This is a genomic window from Halobacteria archaeon AArc-dxtr1 (assembly GCA_025517425.1).
Taxonomy (GTDB): domain Archaea; phylum Halobacteriota; class Halobacteria; order Halobacteriales; family Natrialbaceae; genus Halostagnicola.
The window spans coordinates 264,591-280,228 of sequence record JAOPJY010000002.1 but is presented as its reverse complement, the minus strand read 5'-3'; the positions used below and the strand labels follow the sequence as shown (position 1 = coordinate 280,228).

Below are 15,638 nucleotides of genomic sequence, written 5' to 3'. Positions count from 1 at the left end.
AATCGTCGCCCTCGAACCCTCTTTGGAGACTGAGAGGTTTCGGTGGTCGATCGTATGCGGGCGCGTCTCGTAGGGTTTCGGGCTCGCGTCCGGTTGACGGAGGTACTAGTGAACTGTTCGGACCCGGCTCTCTATCCCTCCGCCGGGCTAAAGATAACAATAGCGTTATCAGTTTATGTGTTAGTGAGTGTCCTATGATCTCGCTCACTCTCCTGTTTGCCTCTGACCCCTCCTATGACGAAGATCTAATACACTATCTCGAATCTCAATCCGAGTTCGACGTCCTCACTGCCCGAACGGGCGCGGAAACGCTCGCGTTGCTCGATCGCGCCGACGTCGACGTCCTCCTGTTCGGTCGCGATCTGCCCGACATGGACGCCGAGACGCTACTCGATCGAACGCAGACCCGAGACCCACTTCTCCCCACGGTCTTTCTCTCTGACGGTGAGTACACGCTCGGCGACGCCGACCGAGCACCCCATCCGACGACGGTCGTACAGATGCAACGCGCCGACGCACCGGAGCAGGTCCGCGATCGAATTACGACGCTCGTCCAGTGTCTCCGCGGGGACCAGTTCTTCTTAGACGACTCCCCGGAACGGACCAGCCTCAGCCGGATGACGGACGGATTCTACGCGCTCGATTCCGACTGGCAGTTTACCTCGGTAAACGAGTATGCTGAGACGCTGCTACAGAAATCCGCGGCAGACCTGATTGGGTGCAACGTCTGGAACGCGTTCCCCGAGACGACCGATACCATCCTCTACGAGAAGTACACCACCGCCGTAGAGACTGGCACGACCAGCGAGTTCGAGTTCTATCACGAACCGCTCGAAACGTGGTTCCACGTCACCGCCTATCCGTCTGGCGACGGTCTCTCGGTCTACTTCGGCGATATCACCGACGAGATCCTTCTCTCTCAGGCAGTGGACGTGGCAGACCTGGGGATCATCATTACCGATCCCCACCAATCCGATAATCCGATCATCTACGTCAACCAGGGGTTCGAAGCACTCACAGGGTACTCGGGGGCGGAGGCCCTCGGGCGGAACTGCCGGTTTCTCCAGGGGATTCAGACCGATCCAGACACCGTTTCGAAACTTCGACGGGCGATCGATCGCCGTGAGCCGGTCACGGTCGAACTCATCAACTACCGGAAAAACGGCACGCCCTTCTGGAACCGCCTCCAGGTCACCCCGGTGTTCGACGTAAACGGCTCGCTGACGCACTTCATCGGCTTCCAACAGGACGTAACGACCCACGTAGAAGAACGGCAACGAGCGGAGATGTTCCAGCGCCTGTTGCGTCACAACCTCCGCAACAGCATGAACGTCATCCTCGGACAGGCCGTCCACCTTGCGGAGACGACCGAGCTCGATACGGCGCAGCTGGCCCCGATTTTCGAACACGGAGGGAGCCTCCTTCGGGCCTCTGATCGGGTCCGCGACACCGACACCCTGCTCGAACGCGTTCGAGTGGAGACGACCACCTCGGTGGGGCTTACTACCCTCTGTGAGACGGCGGCCACGTCCGTATCGGATTCGTATCCGAACGCCGAGATTACGACGGACGTCCCGGCCGACGTCCGCGTGCTCGGACCGGACGCACTCCAGGTCGTCTTTGAGGAACTCCTCGAGAACGCCGTCAAACACGCCGATCACCCGTCGCCGTCGGCGACCGTCACCGCGGACTTGGACACCCAGCGGCGTCCCGACGGCACCGACCGGCCGATTGTTCGCGTGTCTGTGATCGATTCCGGCCCGCTACTGACCGACCAGGAGAAGACCACGCTGCTCGGGAGAGAGGAGACCGCGCTCCAGCACGGGAGCGGACTGGGCCTATGGCTCGTCCAGTGGCTCGTCACCATGGCTGGCGGCTCGGTCACGGTCTCAGAGCACGCAGCCGGTGGCAACGAGATCACGGTGACGCTCCTGCGGGCCGACTGATCGCTGGGCCGGCGCCTCCGTCCCATCGGGACGTTGCGGCCAGACTGGCGCCTCCGCGCCCGTACCGAGACTCCCGGCCGCGTACAGCTGTCGTCGGCGACGCTCGACCTGTTCCCCACCGACGGCAGTCGGCCGGCTCGGTGCTCCGTCCCTGACTGCGTCCGTCAGAGCCGTCGATTTCGACGGCCCCACGGCTTCGGGAACGTTAAAGTAACCACCACAGAAAGGGTCGGATATCGTGACGGCTCCCGTTCGACGAGCAGGGATCTTCGCTGCGCTCTGTACGCTCTCGCTCGTCCTTCCACTGTTTGGCCCGCTGGTCGCCGCGGCGCTGGCAGCGGTCGTCGTCCTCGGGGCGCTCTCGATTACCGATGGCCCGCTGTTCGATCTCCTCGCCTATCCGGAGGACTACGAGGACGAGCGCCTCTATGGGTTGATCACGTTCGTTCTCGCACTCGGCGCGTTTGGGCTACTCACCGAGGTACTCTCCGTGCCGGTCGCCATCTTCGTCGGCGCGGTCTTTCTGGTCGGCTTCGGCAACGTTGCCGAGCAGCTGGTCCGGATCCGAATCGAACACGGCGTTCGATCGGTCGTCGCATTTTGCATCGTTGGCACCGTCGCCGCCGTCGTCGGCCAGCTCACCACGCTCTGGATCGTCGGTGACGGCCTCACGGACGCGCTTCCGATCGCCCTCTTCCTCGCGGCCAGTGGGGCGTTACTCGCCGCACTGTTGCGCGACGTCCTCTTTCTGTACGACGATCCGGTGGTGATGCTCTCGGTCGGCTTACTGCTCTGGTTGCTCGCCGAGCTCGAACCGGTTATCGGGACCGTCGAGTTACTCGTTGCGCTCGCGGTCACCGTTTTGCTTGGGTACGCCTCCTATGCGCTCGAGACCGCCTCGATTGCGGGGATGCTCACCGGCGTCTTGCTCGGCCTGCTCACGATCGTCCTCGGGGGCTACAGCTGGTTCGTCGTCTTGATCTCGTTTTTCGCCATCGGCGGCCTCTCAACGAAGTTCCGGTACGACGAGAAGGCATCCCGCGGCGTCGCCGAGCAAAACGACGGTGCTCGCGGCAGCGGAAACGTCCTCGGTAACGCCGCGGTGGCGATCGCCGCCGTCCTCGGCTACGAAGCCAGTTCGGCGGGGATGCTCCCTGGCGCACCCGAGCTGTTCCTCTTTGCCTTCGCAGGCTCGGTCGCGACCGCGATGAGCGACACGCTCTCGAGCGAGATCGGGAGCGTCTTCGACGAGCCGCGGCTGATAACCACGTTAGAGCCGGTCGAACCCGGGACCGACGGCGGAATCACCTGGCAGGGATCTCTCGCGGGCCTCGTTGGTGCGACAGTCGTCGCCATCATCGCCGTCTCGTTCTTCGAGGAGGTCACCGCGATCGGTGCGCTCGTCATCGTGGCGGCCGGCGTCACCGGGATGCTCGTCGACAGCCTCCTCGGGGCGACGCTCGAAGGATCTTTCCTCGGCAATCAGGGCGTCAACTTCCTGGCGACGCTGGCCGGCGCAGTCGTCTGTGCGTTGCTCGTGATCTCGGTGGCGACACTGGGATGACGGCCCACGCGAGACGCCCTCACCGCGACTGAAGCGAGGTACGCAGCGAGGAGCCCGTTCACAGCAAGACCGCCTGGGCTAGTCCGAGGAAGACGAAAAAGCCCAGCACATCGGTTGCCGTGGTGATGAAAATCGTCGCGGAGGTTGCCGGATCGAATCCAATCCGGTCGAGCATCAGTGGGGTGATCGCGCCGAAAAAGCCCGCAATGACCAGGTTCGCGACCATCGAAATCCCGATGACGGCGCCGAGCAAAACCCCGAACTCGCCGAAGGAGAAGGCGATCGCGATGGTGGCGACGAGCACACCGGTGATGAGCCCGTTGACGGCTCCGGCGATCACTTCGTTGGCGATGACGCGTTTGCCGGTGTTGAGCGATACCTGTCCCAGCGAGATGCCCCGAACGGTGACCGCCATCGCCTGCGTTCCCGCGTTCCCTCCCATACCAGCGACGACCGGCATGTACGCAGCCAGTATGGCGACGGCTGCGATCGTCGCTTCGAACAACCCGACGACTGCGGCCGCCATGAACGCCGTTCCGAGGTTGAGGATCAGCCACTTGTACCGCCTGCGCACCTTCGTCGCCGGGCCGTCGAGAACGCTCTCTTCTTCGGCGACGCCGGTGAACTCGTAGAGTGTTTCGCCTTTCGCCTCTTCGATTAGCGTCAGCAGGTCGTCGGCGTGGATCACGCCGAGAATGTCGTCTTCCTCGTCGAGGACGGCGACGGTGCGCTCGCGGTTCTGCTGAAACACCTCGAGTACGTCCTCGTCGTCACGGTCGTACCTGACGTGGGGTGTCTCCTGTACGTGATCAGTGATCGTCTCGGTCTCCTGGTCGGCCACTGACAGCGCCACTCCCGGTAGCTCCCCCTGGAGTTCACTTTCGTCGGTGACGAAGATCGTCGGTATCCGCCCCGTTCGGTCTTCGAAGCGCCGAACGCGCTCGGTTGCATCGCGAAATGACCGGCTCGCGTCGACGGTAACGTAATCGAGGCTCATTAGTCCGGCCGCGCTTTCGGGGTTGAACGACAGCAGAAAGTTGATTTTCTCCTGGCGCTCGCTGTCGAGGGTCGCGAGTAGTGCCTCGCGCCTCTCCTCGTCGGTGTACCCGAGCACGTCCGTGACTTCGTCGGGATCGAGCTGATCGATGAACGTTTCCAGTTCGGGGCGGCTCATATCTTCCACGAGCACCTCTCGGACGCTCCCCGGAAGTGAGAAGAACACGTCGCGCCACTTGTCTCGCGGCAGGTCGGTAAATGGGTCGGACGGCTCTGGAGACATCGAGATCGTCTCCTGAATCTCCGTCGATCGACTGTCCATACTCGTGTCCTACCCGTGAGACACTAAACGGTATCGAGCCACGGCCGACGACGCTACTCGGGCGTGGCTTCTGCGACGTCGTTGATCGCGTGAATCTGAACCCCGGTAGGTCGCTTCGTGAACTGGCCGAGCGATCGGGCGACGATCCGCTCGACGCCTCGATCGGCCGCCAGATCGAGGAGTCGCTGTCCGAGAATCGCGTCTAACACGAGTAGCTGTGGCGCGGTGTCTGCCGCTGTGAGCGCCTCGTACGCGTCGCCGGCCGGGACGTCGGTTTCGGTCTTTCCCTCCGCGTCGACGAACCGTGCTGTGTCGGTCCCGGCTCGAATGACCGTCGTTGCGTGCTCGTAGACGGTCCGTGGTTCGTCGGCGTCGCCACCTGCAGTGTTGGCGTCTCCATCCGCACCGTCGGTGCCGTCATCCGCAGTATCGGCGTCGTCGTTGAGCGCTGTCTGCGCTCGCGTTGTTGTCGTTTCACTCGGACCGGCGTCGCGTTCGTTTTTCGGGCTGGGTGCCGGCGAGGTGCTCCCGTCGGTCCTCCCTGTGGTGGACGGTGACTCGTCTGCGGTGGACGGTGACTCGTCCGCCGGCGGGGCGGGTGCCGGTGAGGCGCTTCCGTCTGTGGCGGCGACTGCCGAGCGAGGCTCCTGGTGCTCCGAAATCGACTCGTACGGAACCTTGTTTCGCAACGCAGCGAACAGCTGGTGGTGGTCTAGATCCTCGACGGAGCTTCCCGAGGGGGCAAACGCGACGTAGTCTAACTCCCCGACCTGGGCCAGCTCCTCGAGAATCAGGTCTCCGCCGCGATCGCCGTCTAAGAAGGCAGTCACCGTCCGGTGTCCGGTGAGCTCAGCCACCGCATCCGGGACGTTCGTCCCCTCGACCGCGATGGCATTTTTGATGCCGTACTTCAACAGCGTCAGCACGTCTGCACGCCCCTCGACGACGATGATGGCGTCGCTGTCGGCAACGCGAGGACCTGCCGGGGCCCCCTCGAACTCCGTGATATCCTCGACGCGGACGTGCTGGCGGACCTCTGCCAGAATCTCCTCGGAGGACATCACCGTATCGTCAAAGCCCGTTCGCAACAGCTCGGTTGCTCGGTCGACGACCTCTCGGCGCTTTGCTGCACGGACGTCCTCGATGCCGGTCACTTCCAGCGTGGCCCGGCACGGACCGACGCGCTCGATCGTCTCCAGTGCTGCTGCGAGCGTCGCTGTCTCGACCTTATCTAGGCTCGTCGCGATCGTCAACTCGCCGTGCGACTGGCCGCTGGCGCTTGCAATCTCGACGTCGATCCGTCCGACCTTCTGGGACTGGCGTAAGTCCCGCAGGTCGAGTTCCTCGCCGAGCAGTCCCTCCGTTTGCCCGAATATCGCGCCAACGACGTCGCTACGCTCGACGACGCCATCGGCCGTCACGTCCGCGTGGATGTGGTATTTCGACGTTTCGTCCATGTGGAATCGATCGCGCGAAATCGGCGCGACCGTCGTGTCTAGTACAAGTAGGATCCTGGACGGCAAATACCTGTTGACACACCTGCCGAGCGGTGTCCACTACGATGAGGGTGCCCTTCAGGTGCGCGAGAGCAGTCAGTACGTCTGCCAGTACCAGTAGGCGAACACTGCAGTCAACACCACGAGCCCGCCGAGGAAGAAGAGCACGCCCGGGGGGGGCCGCTGCGAACACCGCTTCGGCGCCCTCGGGGGCACCGTCGACGGTTCCATCCGTGGGCACGTCGCCCGCGCCCGTGTCGTCTCCGGTATCGACAGCTTCGTCGGTGCTGTCGAACGAATCGTCGCTGTCATCGGTTACGTTCGCGTCGTCACCGTTCGCCCCACCATTTTCGTCCGCTGCGTCCGCGCCGTTCGCTGCACTGTCTTCTGCCGCATCGTCTTCCTCCCAGGCGGCGTCACCGTTGGCATCCGCATCGTCGTCATCGTCGGCTCCCCCCCACGAGAACCAGTCGCTTCCCGCGGTCTCGCCGCCGTAATACTGCGCCAGTCCGTACTGGACGAGGAGACTGCCGCCGGCAAGTGCCGCGACGGCCCCGAGATACCGCGAGAGCGCCGCCTTCAGCCGGTCGGCCGTCGAACGATCGCTGGTGACGATCAGTGGTCCGTTCGTCGTCGCGTAGACGCTCATCTCGTTGCCACGCGAGGAGTACCAGGTGTCGACAATTTCGACGAGGCCGGCATCCTCTAACTTCTCGAGGTGGTACCGAACGTTCTGGATCGAGGAGTCGATCGCCTCGGCCACATCGCTTGGCGTCCCCGGACGCCCTTCCAGGGTCGTGTAGATTTCTCGTGCCGTCGTCGAGGAGAGCGCACTGAACACCGCGTCGGCGTCTTCGTCCCCAAGATCGACGACCCGCGGCTGTCGCTTGTCGGTCGACGTCTCCGATCGAAAGGGGAACAGCCGAGCCATCTCCGTCAGCTATCATACTCTCGCCGACACGTATACACTTTTTCCTACCTAAAAGCCGATTTTTAGCTTCTGAATATGGGAGTCTCAGGACGCAACTCCCCAGTGGTGAAAAATCCTCTCCAATGTGGGTGATTGGATAGTAACTATTACCACAGTGGCGGGCTGAGTGCCGGTATGACTCTTGCTGAGCGCATCGGGTGGCTGGCCGTCGCCCTCGTGCTCGTCGCACTCGCGATCCCCTGGTTCCTCTGGGGCACATCGGCGGTCGTGGCCGGCTTCCCGCTGTGGCTCTGGTGGCACATCGGCTGGATGATACTCGCATCGGTCGTCTTCTGGATCTTCACGAAGCGTGCGTGGGGAATCGGTATCGAACCGGACTTCGAGCGCGACGGGTCGACCGAATCAAGTGGATCCAACGTGGGGGGTGAGAACCGGTGAGTCTCGCCGTCCAGTTGGCCATCATCGTCGGCTACATGTTCCTCGCATTAGTGATCGGTCTGGTCGCCTACCGCGTCACCGAGCGTACCGCCGAGGATTTCTATCTGGCGAGTCGGACCGTCGGCACCGTCGTGCTTCTCTTTACCACGTTTGCCACCCTGTTATCGGCGTTTACCTTCTTCGCCGGACCGAACATCGCCTACCAGCAAGGTCCCGAGTGGGTGCTCGTGATGGGGCTGATGGACGGGATCATCTTCGCGATCCTCTGGTACCTCGTCGGCTACAAGCAGTGGCTGCTTGGCCAGCGGTACGACTACGTCACACTGGGCGAGATGCTCGGCGACCGGTTCGGATCGAGACGCCTTCGAGGGCTCGTTGCGGGCGTCAGCTTGCTGTGGCTCTTTCCGTACGTGATGCTCCAGCAAGTTGGTGCGGGGACGGCACTCGAGGCGCTGACCGAGGGGGCGCTGCCCTACGCCGTCGGCGCCGGACTGATCACCGTTTTCATGATCGCCTACGTCGTCGTCGCGGGCTTCCGTGGCATCGCCTGGACGGACACGCTCCAGGGTGCGGTGATGCTCGTGACTACCTGGGTTGCGATGCTGTGGCTGCTCGCCGTCGTCGGCGGCCCCGGTGTCGCGACCGCCGAACTCGGCTCGGTCGAACCCGACTTCCTGGCGCTCGGCAGCGACTACTACACGCCCCAGTGGATGCTCTCGACGGCGATCACGATCGGGTTTGGCGTCGCGATGTTCCCGCAGGTCAACCAGCGATTTTTCGCTGCCGGCTCACGGACCGTGCTCAAGCGCTCGTTTGCCCTCTGGCCGATCCTCTGCGTTCTACTGTTCGTCCCCTCCTTCATGATCGGCGCCTGGGGGCGCGGTCTGGGCGTGGAGGTCCCAGAGGGCGGAAACGTCCTCCCAGCCGTGCTCGCGGAGTACACACCCATCTGGTTCGCTGCGATCGTCATCGCTGGCGCGATGGCCGCGATGATGTCCTCTTCGGACTCGATGCTGCTGTCTGGCTCGTCGTACTTCACGCGCGATCTCTACCGACCGTTCGTCGAGGCGGACCTCTCGGCACGACGCGAGGACCTGCTCGCCAGGATCGGGGTCGTCGCCTTTGCAACCGCCGCTTTCGTTGCGAGCCTCTACAACCCGGCGACCCTGTTCGAACTCGGCGACGCCGCGTTCAGCGGCTTCGCCCAACTCGCCTTGCCGGTGCTCGTCGCCCTCTACTGGCGGGGGACGACCCGAGCCGGGATCACCGCCGGGATCGTCGGCAGTCAGCTGTTTTACCTCGCGAGTCTGTTCACCCCGATTCCGGGCGCCTACGCCGGCTGGTCGGCCGGGCTGGTCGGCATGGGACTCGGCCTCGTTCTCACGATTGCCGTCTCTCTCGCGACTGCGCCAGCGGCCGACGAACGTCGGGCACTGTACTTCGAGGGGCTCTCGGGCGACTGACCCGATTCGAACGGGAGTCTCTTACCGCCGCCCGTGCAAGCCGACATCGATGGACCTCCGGGAGCGACTCGCGTCGGAGTGGCAGATCGCAGAGATACGAACCGAACAGTCACAACTCGCCGTTGCGTCGATCACGGCCAATATTACGCTGTTCGAACACCGCGAGACGGCGGCCGCAGTGGACGCCCAGACGGCCAGCGCGATTCCAACACGGTCACTGTTCGCGATCGCGATCCGGTTCCAGCCGTCGTTATCCACGCTCGGATTCTCCCCGCGGGCGGTGCTCTCGTTCGCCGCGCCACGGGCGAAGCAGCTCGTACTCGAGAGCGCCGAAGCAGACGGGCTCATCGTCGAAGACCAGCTGACGAAGGGTGAATTCGAGCGTGCCGATGGGACGACGGGACGTCACTATGCGTTCTCGACGGCGCTGGCGATCGATTCGGATGGGACGGACCGTCGGACGATCGACGCCGAGACGCACGTCGCGGTCTGGCCGACGGAAACGTCCTACGGAATGGCCGGCGGGACGCTACCACTAACCGTTCCCCAGTCGGTCTCGGACGCGGTCGCGATCGAACCGGACCGAGACCGGGGACTGATCCAGGAGTTCGTTCGGACGATCGAGACCGATAGCGGTACCAATTCGTAATCGACGTGACCGGACCGTCTCTGTGTTCTCGTCTCGCTCCCGAGGGCTCTCGCTCCTGACGAACGTCGGACACTGTACTTCGAGGGGCTCGCGGACGACTGAGCGTTTCACTCGGCTGTGAGCGTGGTCGATTGGCAGTGCTGGCCTACATTCGTAGGAGTACTGGTTACTCATCTTCCGCCGAAAGACACGATCGATGACACCTGATCCGCGAACTGCGAGAAATGCCGGCGAAACGGACGGCGACTGGGAACTCTACGTCCGTGAGGGCGTCGTCGTCGCCGAGTTCCCCGAGGGGATGCCCTCGGAGCGTTCGGAGTACGAGGAAGTCAACCGGCAGTTCGAGGAACTGGCGTCCCGATCCGACGCCCACGCGCACCTCTCGTGGCTCAAAATGGATGCCGCGCTAACTGTAGACGTCTTCGAGAAGGCAACGGAGGCCGCGGCGATGGGGACCGACCACGGCATCACGAAGTGGGTCATGGTTTCAGACGGGATCAAAAACCTCGCGCTCCGGAGTCAGATCAATGACGTTCCAGGCGTCGAGACGCACGTCGCAGACTCGTTCGAGGAGGGAATGGAGTGGGCGACGCAGTGACTGTATCCGGCCCAAGCCCCCACCCCGCGACGACCTGCGCTCTGGTCCGTTCTGATTGCTTTTATACGGCCTGGATGCGCTGTATCGGGTATGCAAACCCACATCGTCCCGGTCGGCTTCGACTACGACCGGCTGATCGCACCCCTCGTGCGCGATCAGATCGACGTCGATCACGTCATCTTGCTCGAGGGTGCAGTCGGCTCCGAAGCCAACGTCGAGTACTCGCGCAACCTCTCGCGGAAACTCGAGACCGACTTCCAGAACCTGCTCGGAGCGAGCACCGACCGCTTCGTCCTCGCCGACGTCTACGACTACGACGACGCCTTCGAGCAGGCCTACGAGCTGATTACGGCCGAACTCGACGACGGCAACGAGGTCTGGGTAAACATCGCGGCGATGCCCCGCACCGTCAGCTTCGCCTTCGCGACCGCGGCCCACTCCCTGATGGTTGAGCGCGAGGAAGACCGCGAGGGGATCCACACCTACTACACCGCTCCGGAGAAGTATCTGGAGACGGAACTGGCCGAGGAACTCCGAGAGGGAGTCGACCTGCTTTCGGATCTCCTCGACGGCGACGTCGACGACGACCGGGTCCAAGAGCGCCTCGAGAGCGCCCGGGACCTGCTCGCCGAGTTCGACGAGCGCGGCACCACCATCGGCGCCAAGGAGATCGACGGCCGCCACGTCGTCGAACTTCCCGTCGCCTCCTTCTCGAACGTCAAACCCTTCGAGGAGCTCATTCTCTACAAACTCGGCGAGGACGGCGAGTTCGACTCGGTCTCCGAGCTCGCTGAGGCCCTCTCCCAGGAACTAACCGAGGAGTACACCGAGAGCTTCCGCTCGAAAGTCATCTACAACGTCGACCGACTCGGCCCCGGCGGGAAAGGGTATATCGAGCGCGAAGAACACGGCAAGTCCTACCGGACTCGCCTCTCGCGGATCGGCGAGCTGTGGGTGCGCGCACACTCTGATTGAGTCGCAGTTCCGCTTGCCAGTGGAGGGACTCACGGCCTCTTTCCACAATGCGTGGGGGTGGAAGATAATCGGCACTCCAGTACCTACAGCTGCGTATGGAGTGCTAGGGCGTCCATAGATTGACGGTATGTTTTTAGCATCTGTTATAGTGATTAGGGACATGACATCAAAAGATGAATCGACTACTTCAGATGTACGATTCAGAAAACGTCTTGTTCGGGTAATTACCTCAGTCGTCGTAATGACCGGCGTAACTGTCGTTCTCGGATATGGTGGTTGGATTGTTTTGACCCTCACCGCCAAGATTGGCGGGTGCGATCCGAAAACGACAGACGGCGAAGTACTCCGTGAACGGTTACTAGCGTGGCCTGACCGCAACAGAGAGGTTATGCGTTCGGACGGAAGAATTCCCCTCCCGTTGAAACCGTAATATGATGTGTACCCAGAGCGATTACTTGGTATCCGTAGGTCCTTCTCATGTTATACCGTCCATCTATGCTGACCGCAAGTCGCACGAACTACTCTGAATACCGAAACCGGAGAACCAACTACAGTTACGACGACCGCCGAAGAACCGCAACCGGATCGTAGCTGTCGGCCAGCGTCAGTCGTGCGAATCGGCCGAAGAGCCCAGCTACCGCATTCAGCAGGTGCAGCGTAGTCAGCACGACGCCGACGCCGACGACGGCGGCCAGAAGCGCCGCCGGAAGCGTCTCGATCCGCCAGTGGCCCAGGGTGATCACCGCCTCGAAGCCGACCAGCAGGTAGTTCCAGCCGAGGTACAGCGTCTGGCTGAATTCGGGTGCGCGGTCCGAGACGAGTCCAACGTACAGCCCTGGACGGTCGTAGTAAAGCGGCAACAACAGCATGCTTACCCCCGTCGAGAGCCCGGTGGTGACGATCACGAACGAGAGCACGCCGAGGACGAACTTCGCGGGCAGGTAGAGCAGGGGCGCCCACGTTTTCGGGTCTTTTACCAGTGAGACGACTCTGTCCCGCGTTCGGTCTCCCGCGAGCTCGGTTTTCGGGCCGATTTCGACGTCGAGCATCGCCGACGTCAGCCAGCGCTCGAATCCGGCAAGCGAGAGCGCCACCGCAATCGTGATCGCCAGGATCGGAAGGCCAACGAGCAAGAGCACAACCGAGAGTACGAGCGCAATCCCTACAGAGAGTCCGACCGTGAGCCCGACGAAGTAGACGAGCCCGAGCGGAAAGGCCAGCAACAGGTACGCGAGATTCAGGTACGTCTGTCGTCGAAACGGAACCGTCACGAACTGTTGGAGTCCGGCACCCAGGCGACCGAATCGATCGCTCGCCGCCGTGGCCCCTGGACGCGACATCTCGGTCGAGACTGCCCGGCGCGGAGACATAAACGTTGGCCCCTGGTTGTCGACTCCACAGCTCGTCGGCGGCTACTACCCGTCTCTCACCCGATGGTCAGACACCGATGGTCGAGTCCGACAGGTTGCGGATCTGGATGCCAGAACCGGGCCGTACGACCGGTGGAGCTTTTTGGGATCCGCGGGAACCGTGGGGGTGATGAGCGACGACGCCGAGGCCGACGTCGTCGATCTCCTGAGTGACGAGTACATGCGGACGATTTTAGAGCAGTCTCGGGAGGAGCCCCAGTCGGTCGACGCCCTGAGCGACGCCTGTGGGGCCGATCCGTCGACGATCTACCGCCGCGTCACGCAGCTTCAGGAGGCCGGCCTGTTAGAGGACCACCAGCAGCTAGATCCCGGCGGCCACCACTACAAGGTCTACCGCGCTCGCCTCCGGGAGGTTCGGATCCGTCTCGACGAGGAGGGCTTCGAGGTCGACGTCGACCGGAGCCCGACGGAATCGGCGGCCGATCGCTTCACCAGGCTCTACGAGGGATTCAAATGACGACGCAAGTACCGACGTCGGCTGCGGGTTTGCCTCCGACACCCCTCGGAGGGAACCTCCAGCCGCCGGTGCTCCCGCTACAGGCGGACGCCACCGGCGGCTCGCCGACGCTCGTCGTCCTCGTGTTCGTCGCCTTGCTCATCGCAACGGTGCTCTCGCTCGTGCTCGCGGTCCGCCTCTACCGCGGCTACCGCGGTGGCGGAGGCAGCGGTATGCTGGTCCTCGGCGCGGGTCTAGTGTTGCTCACGACGGTCCCGATGGTACTCCGGCTGGCGCTGTCGAACGTGCCCGCCGACCCGGTCTGGCGGGAAGTGATCGCGACGGCCGCCCAACTGCTCGGCCTGCTCCTGATCCTGGGGGTGATCTATGCTCGTCGTTGATCCCGGATCGACCGCAGCTACCGATCCATGGCCGATGGTCGCCGTCGATCCCGTAGCCGTCCTCTTTGCGACGGCGCTGGCGACCGCTGTCCTCGGTGCTGTCGTCGCCGGCCTCGCCTATCAGGGCTACCGGCGCCACGGCAGCGACACCATGCGCTACCTCGCCGTAGGGATCGTCTGCATCGCCGTCGGCCCCTTCCTCATCAGCTACGGTGTTGGACCACTGCTCGCCCTCTCCGACGCCGCGACGCTGCTGGGAGTGCTGCTCGCCACCATCGCGGGGCTGCTCTCGATTCTCTACTCGCTCGAAGGCGTCTGACCGACGTCGCTCGATCTCGATCTTCACGTAAGGATTTAGCCGAGTGGGTCAGTCGACAGGCCGCGATCCCGGTTTCGGTGTTCGTGGAACTCGTCGTCACCCTCTCGCTGGCTGTGAGTTTGCTCGCCGCGCTCGCGTTCTACGGAGACCACGTCGCCCCCTCCCAAATCGATACGCTCGGACGCGCCGTCGCCGCTACTGCCGATTCACGGCTGTGTCACGCAGTTTAATGGGGATGGGTGTACGTTCGAAACACACTATGGACGAGTCAGCTCGCACTGAGACGTCCTCGGCACGGCCGGTGACGGAGGGGACGCTTGGCAACCGCTTTCGTCGCCTCTTCGTCGTCTCCGGCCTCTCCACTCCGACACTCGCTGTCGTCCTCCTTAGTATTGCGCTGGTGATTGGTGATGTCTCCCTGGGATGGACCGGAACGCTCGTTCTCGGTGCCCTCGTGGCACTGCTTGGGATCTCCGTGCTTTTACTCGTCGGCTCGTTAATCGGGTACGGCTGCTGGGCGCTCTGGACGGCTCGTCGCCTCCGGCGTGTAGATCCGGACGCGACCACGACCGGTCTGCTTCGGTTCCTGTCGTTGCCGTACCGAAGCAGCGCTGACCTCGGACGCCACGAGAAATTACAACGAGACGGACTCATTGCCACACTCGTCGCCCTCGTAATACTGCTGGGACTCGCCAACTGGGTCGGCGTCGACTTCCTGCACTTCTTCGGGGCCGTCGAGAACGTGACTTCAGGAGCGTTCCTGCTTCGATAGCGACGATTGACCGCTACTCGGAAAGTGTCGTCAGCGTGATCCGCCCGGTCGTCGTCTCGAATCGCAGCGTCGGCCCACCCTCGCCGAGAGTGCCTGTCACCTGGCCGTCGGTCCGATTCGCGCCACTCATCGCTAGGTCGTCGGTGTCGATGCGCCCGGTGGTCGTACTCGCGCGAATCTCCGCGTTCACGTCCGAGCTGATCGCGGCTTCGATTCGCCCCGTCGTGGCTCGGATCGTCGTTTCGCCGTCGATTGCGGGCACGTCGACTTCGATCCGGCCTGTCGTTGTCCGGACGTCCCCCAGCGCCTCCATGTCGCGAACCGTCACCCGGCCGGTCGTCGTCTGCGCTTCCACCGCGCCGTCGACGCCGTCGACGTCGACCCGGCCGGTCGTCGCCCGAACCGAGAGATCGCCGGCGACGTCCCTAACGGTGACGCGGCCGACGTCGGTCTCGATCTCCGACACCGCAAGCTCCCCGGGAATCTCCGCGTTGATGCTCATCGAGGGGCGGCTCTCGAACCATCCCACGCTTCCCTCGTACTCCGATCGAAGTGCCAGATTCTCACCGTCTGCCTCGGTCCGGAGGACCAGGTCGTCCAGATCCGTCCGGATCGAACTCGACTGCTTTTCGAGATCCAGGTCGACGTCGTCCCGGTCGCTCGTTCTCACCGAAACGTCCCCGACGTCACCCGTGATCGCGATCGATTCAGCCCCCTCCGGCGCGACGGTTTCGGTCTCCGAGAGCTGCTGGCCGACGAACGGCGTCGCCCCGCTGCAGCCGGCAAGCGCCGCGCTCCCCGCCGCAGCGAGGCCGCCGAGGAATGTTCGGCGCGTCGTGTGCTGGTGCATACGCCGGTGTACGGACAGGACCCACGTTAATACGGAGGCCCGACTGTCGACC

General features: G+C 63.4%; 16 protein-coding genes and 1 pseudogene. 12 read left to right on the top strand and 5 right to left on the bottom strand.

What is annotated here, in order from left to right; all coding sequences use genetic code 11:
* The first annotated feature begins 194 nt into the window (after window positions 1-194).
* A complete protein-coding gene (locus tag OB905_10310) occupies window positions 195-1,946 on the top strand; it encodes a PAS domain-containing protein (GenBank protein ID MCU4926373.1) in 1,752 nt (583 codons plus the stop codon).
* Between the two features lie 238 nt (window positions 1,947-2,184).
* The gene (locus tag OB905_10305; protein MCU4926372.1) at window positions 2,185-3,510 is read left to right on the top strand and encodes a DUF92 domain-containing protein; all 1,326 of its coding nucleotides are present in this window, start codon (window positions 2,185-2,187) and stop codon (window positions 3,508-3,510) included.
* 58 nt (window positions 3,511-3,568) lie between these two features.
* Here OB905_10305 and mgtE read toward each other — a convergent pair whose 3' ends face one another.
* The 3 genes and pseudogenes from mgtE to OB905_10290 all read right to left on the bottom strand — a co-directional run bounded on the left by mgtE (window position 3,569) and on the right by OB905_10290 (window position 7,255).
* The gene (mgtE, locus tag OB905_10300) at window positions 3,569-4,828 is read right to left on the bottom strand and encodes a magnesium transporter (protein ID MCU4926371.1); all 1,260 of its coding nucleotides are present in this window, start codon (window positions 4,826-4,828) and stop codon (window positions 3,569-3,571) included.
* A gap of 53 nt (window positions 4,829-4,881) precedes the next feature.
* Window positions 4,882-6,285 (bottom strand): DNA primase DnaG, encoded by a 1,404-nt coding sequence (gene dnaG / locus OB905_10295; GenBank protein MCU4926370.1) that lies wholly within the window; start codon window positions 6,283-6,285, stop codon window positions 4,882-4,884.
* A gap of 135 nt (window positions 6,286-6,420) precedes the next feature.
* Window positions 6,421-7,255 (bottom strand): annotated as a pseudogene (locus tag OB905_10290) (helix-turn-helix domain-containing protein).
* A gap of 174 nt (window positions 7,256-7,429) precedes the next feature.
* Here OB905_10290 and OB905_10285 point away from each other — a divergent pair.
* From OB905_10285 to OB905_10265, 5 genes are all read left to right on the top strand, one after another.
* Window positions 7,430-7,693 (top strand): DUF3311 domain-containing protein, encoded by a 264-nt coding sequence (locus OB905_10285; protein ID MCU4926369.1) that lies wholly within the window; start codon window positions 7,430-7,432, stop codon window positions 7,691-7,693.
* Window positions 7,690-9,156 (top strand): sodium:solute symporter family protein, encoded by a 1,467-nt coding sequence (locus OB905_10280; GenBank protein ID MCU4926368.1) that lies wholly within the window; start codon window positions 7,690-7,692, stop codon window positions 9,154-9,156. The genes OB905_10285 and OB905_10280 overlap by 4 nt, the downstream gene beginning before the upstream one ends.
* Window positions 9,157-9,205: 49 nt before the next feature.
* Window positions 9,206-9,805, top strand: a complete 600-nt coding sequence (locus tag OB905_10275) for a hypothetical protein (protein ID MCU4926367.1) — start codon at window positions 9,206-9,208, stop codon at window positions 9,803-9,805.
* A 196-nt stretch (window positions 9,806-10,001) separates the two neighbouring features.
* Complete coding sequence (locus OB905_10270) at window positions 10,002-10,403, top strand: hypothetical protein (GenBank protein MCU4926366.1); 402 nt, start codon at window positions 10,002-10,004, stop codon at window positions 10,401-10,403.
* 90 nt (window positions 10,404-10,493) lie between these two features.
* On the top strand, window positions 10,494-11,378 hold the full coding sequence (locus OB905_10265) for a DUF6293 family protein (GenBank protein MCU4926365.1): 885 nt from the start codon (window positions 10,494-10,496) through the stop codon (window positions 11,376-11,378).
* 554 nt (window positions 11,379-11,932) lie between these two features.
* Here OB905_10265 and OB905_10260 read toward each other — a convergent pair.
* Window positions 11,933-12,718, bottom strand: a complete 786-nt coding sequence (locus OB905_10260; protein MCU4926364.1) for a sensor domain-containing protein — start codon at window positions 12,716-12,718, stop codon at window positions 11,933-11,935.
* Between the two features lie 199 nt (window positions 12,719-12,917).
* On the opposite strand from OB905_10260, the gene OB905_10255 reads away from it, so the two are divergent.
* The 5 genes from OB905_10255 (at window position 12,918) to OB905_10235 (ending at window position 14,736) form a co-directional block, all read left to right on the top strand.
* Entirely contained in the window at window positions 12,918-13,265 is a 348-nt protein-coding gene (locus tag OB905_10255; protein MCU4926363.1) for a winged helix-turn-helix domain-containing protein, read from the top strand.
* Between the two features lie 29 nt (window positions 13,266-13,294).
* Window positions 13,295-13,645: a hypothetical protein gene (locus OB905_10250; protein MCU4926362.1), complete on the top strand. Its 351-nt coding sequence runs from the start codon at window positions 13,295-13,297 to the stop codon at window positions 13,643-13,645.
* 34 nt (window positions 13,646-13,679) lie between these two features.
* Window positions 13,680-13,964: a hypothetical protein gene (locus OB905_10245; protein ID MCU4926361.1), complete on the top strand. Its 285-nt coding sequence runs from the start codon at window positions 13,680-13,682 to the stop codon at window positions 13,962-13,964.
* Window positions 13,965-14,047: 83 nt separating this feature from the next.
* Complete coding sequence (locus OB905_10240; GenBank protein ID MCU4926360.1) at window positions 14,048-14,194, top strand: hypothetical protein; 147 nt, start codon at window positions 14,048-14,050, stop codon at window positions 14,192-14,194.
* A gap of 29 nt (window positions 14,195-14,223) precedes the next feature.
* Window positions 14,224-14,736 (top strand): hypothetical protein, encoded by a 513-nt coding sequence (locus tag OB905_10235; protein MCU4926359.1) that lies wholly within the window; start codon window positions 14,224-14,226, stop codon window positions 14,734-14,736.
* A 13-nt stretch (window positions 14,737-14,749) separates the two neighbouring features.
* On the opposite strand, the gene OB905_10230 is transcribed toward OB905_10235, so the two are convergent.
* A complete protein-coding gene (locus OB905_10230) occupies window positions 14,750-15,586 on the bottom strand; it encodes a DUF4097 domain-containing protein (protein ID MCU4926358.1) in 837 nt (278 codons plus the stop codon).
* Between the last annotated feature and the right edge of the window lie 52 nt (window positions 15,587-15,638).

What these genes read in the sequence shown, in the direction of transcription:
- OB905_10275 (MCU4926367.1), top strand. Translation starts at nt 9,206, where the DNA reads ATGGACCTCCGGGAGCGACTCGCGTCGGAGTGGCAGATCGCAGAGATA.
- OB905_10255 (MCU4926363.1), top strand. Translation starts at nt 12,918, where the DNA reads ATGAGCGACGACGCCGAGGCCGACGTCGTCGATCTCCTGAGTGACGAG.
- OB905_10260 (MCU4926364.1), bottom strand. Translation starts at nt 12,718, where the DNA reads ATGTCGCGTCCAGGGGCCACGGCGGCGAGCGATCGATTCGGTCGCCTG.
- mgtE (MCU4926371.1), bottom strand. Translation starts at nt 4,828, where the DNA reads ATGGACAGTCGATCGACGGAGATTCAGGAGACGATCTCGATGTCTCCA.
- OB905_10230 (MCU4926358.1), bottom strand. Translation starts at nt 15,586, where the DNA reads ATGCACCAGCACACGACGCGCCGAACATTCCTCGGCGGCCTCGCTGCG.
- OB905_10270 (MCU4926366.1), top strand. Translation starts at nt 10,002, where the DNA reads ATGACACCTGATCCGCGAACTGCGAGAAATGCCGGCGAAACGGACGGC.
- OB905_10245 (MCU4926361.1), top strand. Translation starts at nt 13,680, where the DNA reads ATGGTCGCCGTCGATCCCGTAGCCGTCCTCTTTGCGACGGCGCTGGCG.
- dnaG (MCU4926370.1), bottom strand. Translation starts at nt 6,285, where the DNA reads ATGGACGAAACGTCGAAATACCACATCCACGCGGACGTGACGGCCGAT.
- OB905_10235 (MCU4926359.1), top strand. Translation starts at nt 14,224, where the DNA reads ATGGACGAGTCAGCTCGCACTGAGACGTCCTCGGCACGGCCGGTGACG.
- OB905_10310 (MCU4926373.1), top strand. Translation starts at nt 195, where the DNA reads ATGATCTCGCTCACTCTCCTGTTTGCCTCTGACCCCTCCTATGACGAA.
- OB905_10285 (MCU4926369.1), top strand. Translation starts at nt 7,430, where the DNA reads ATGACTCTTGCTGAGCGCATCGGGTGGCTGGCCGTCGCCCTCGTGCTC.
- OB905_10265 (MCU4926365.1), top strand. Translation starts at nt 10,494, where the DNA reads ATGCAAACCCACATCGTCCCGGTCGGCTTCGACTACGACCGGCTGATC.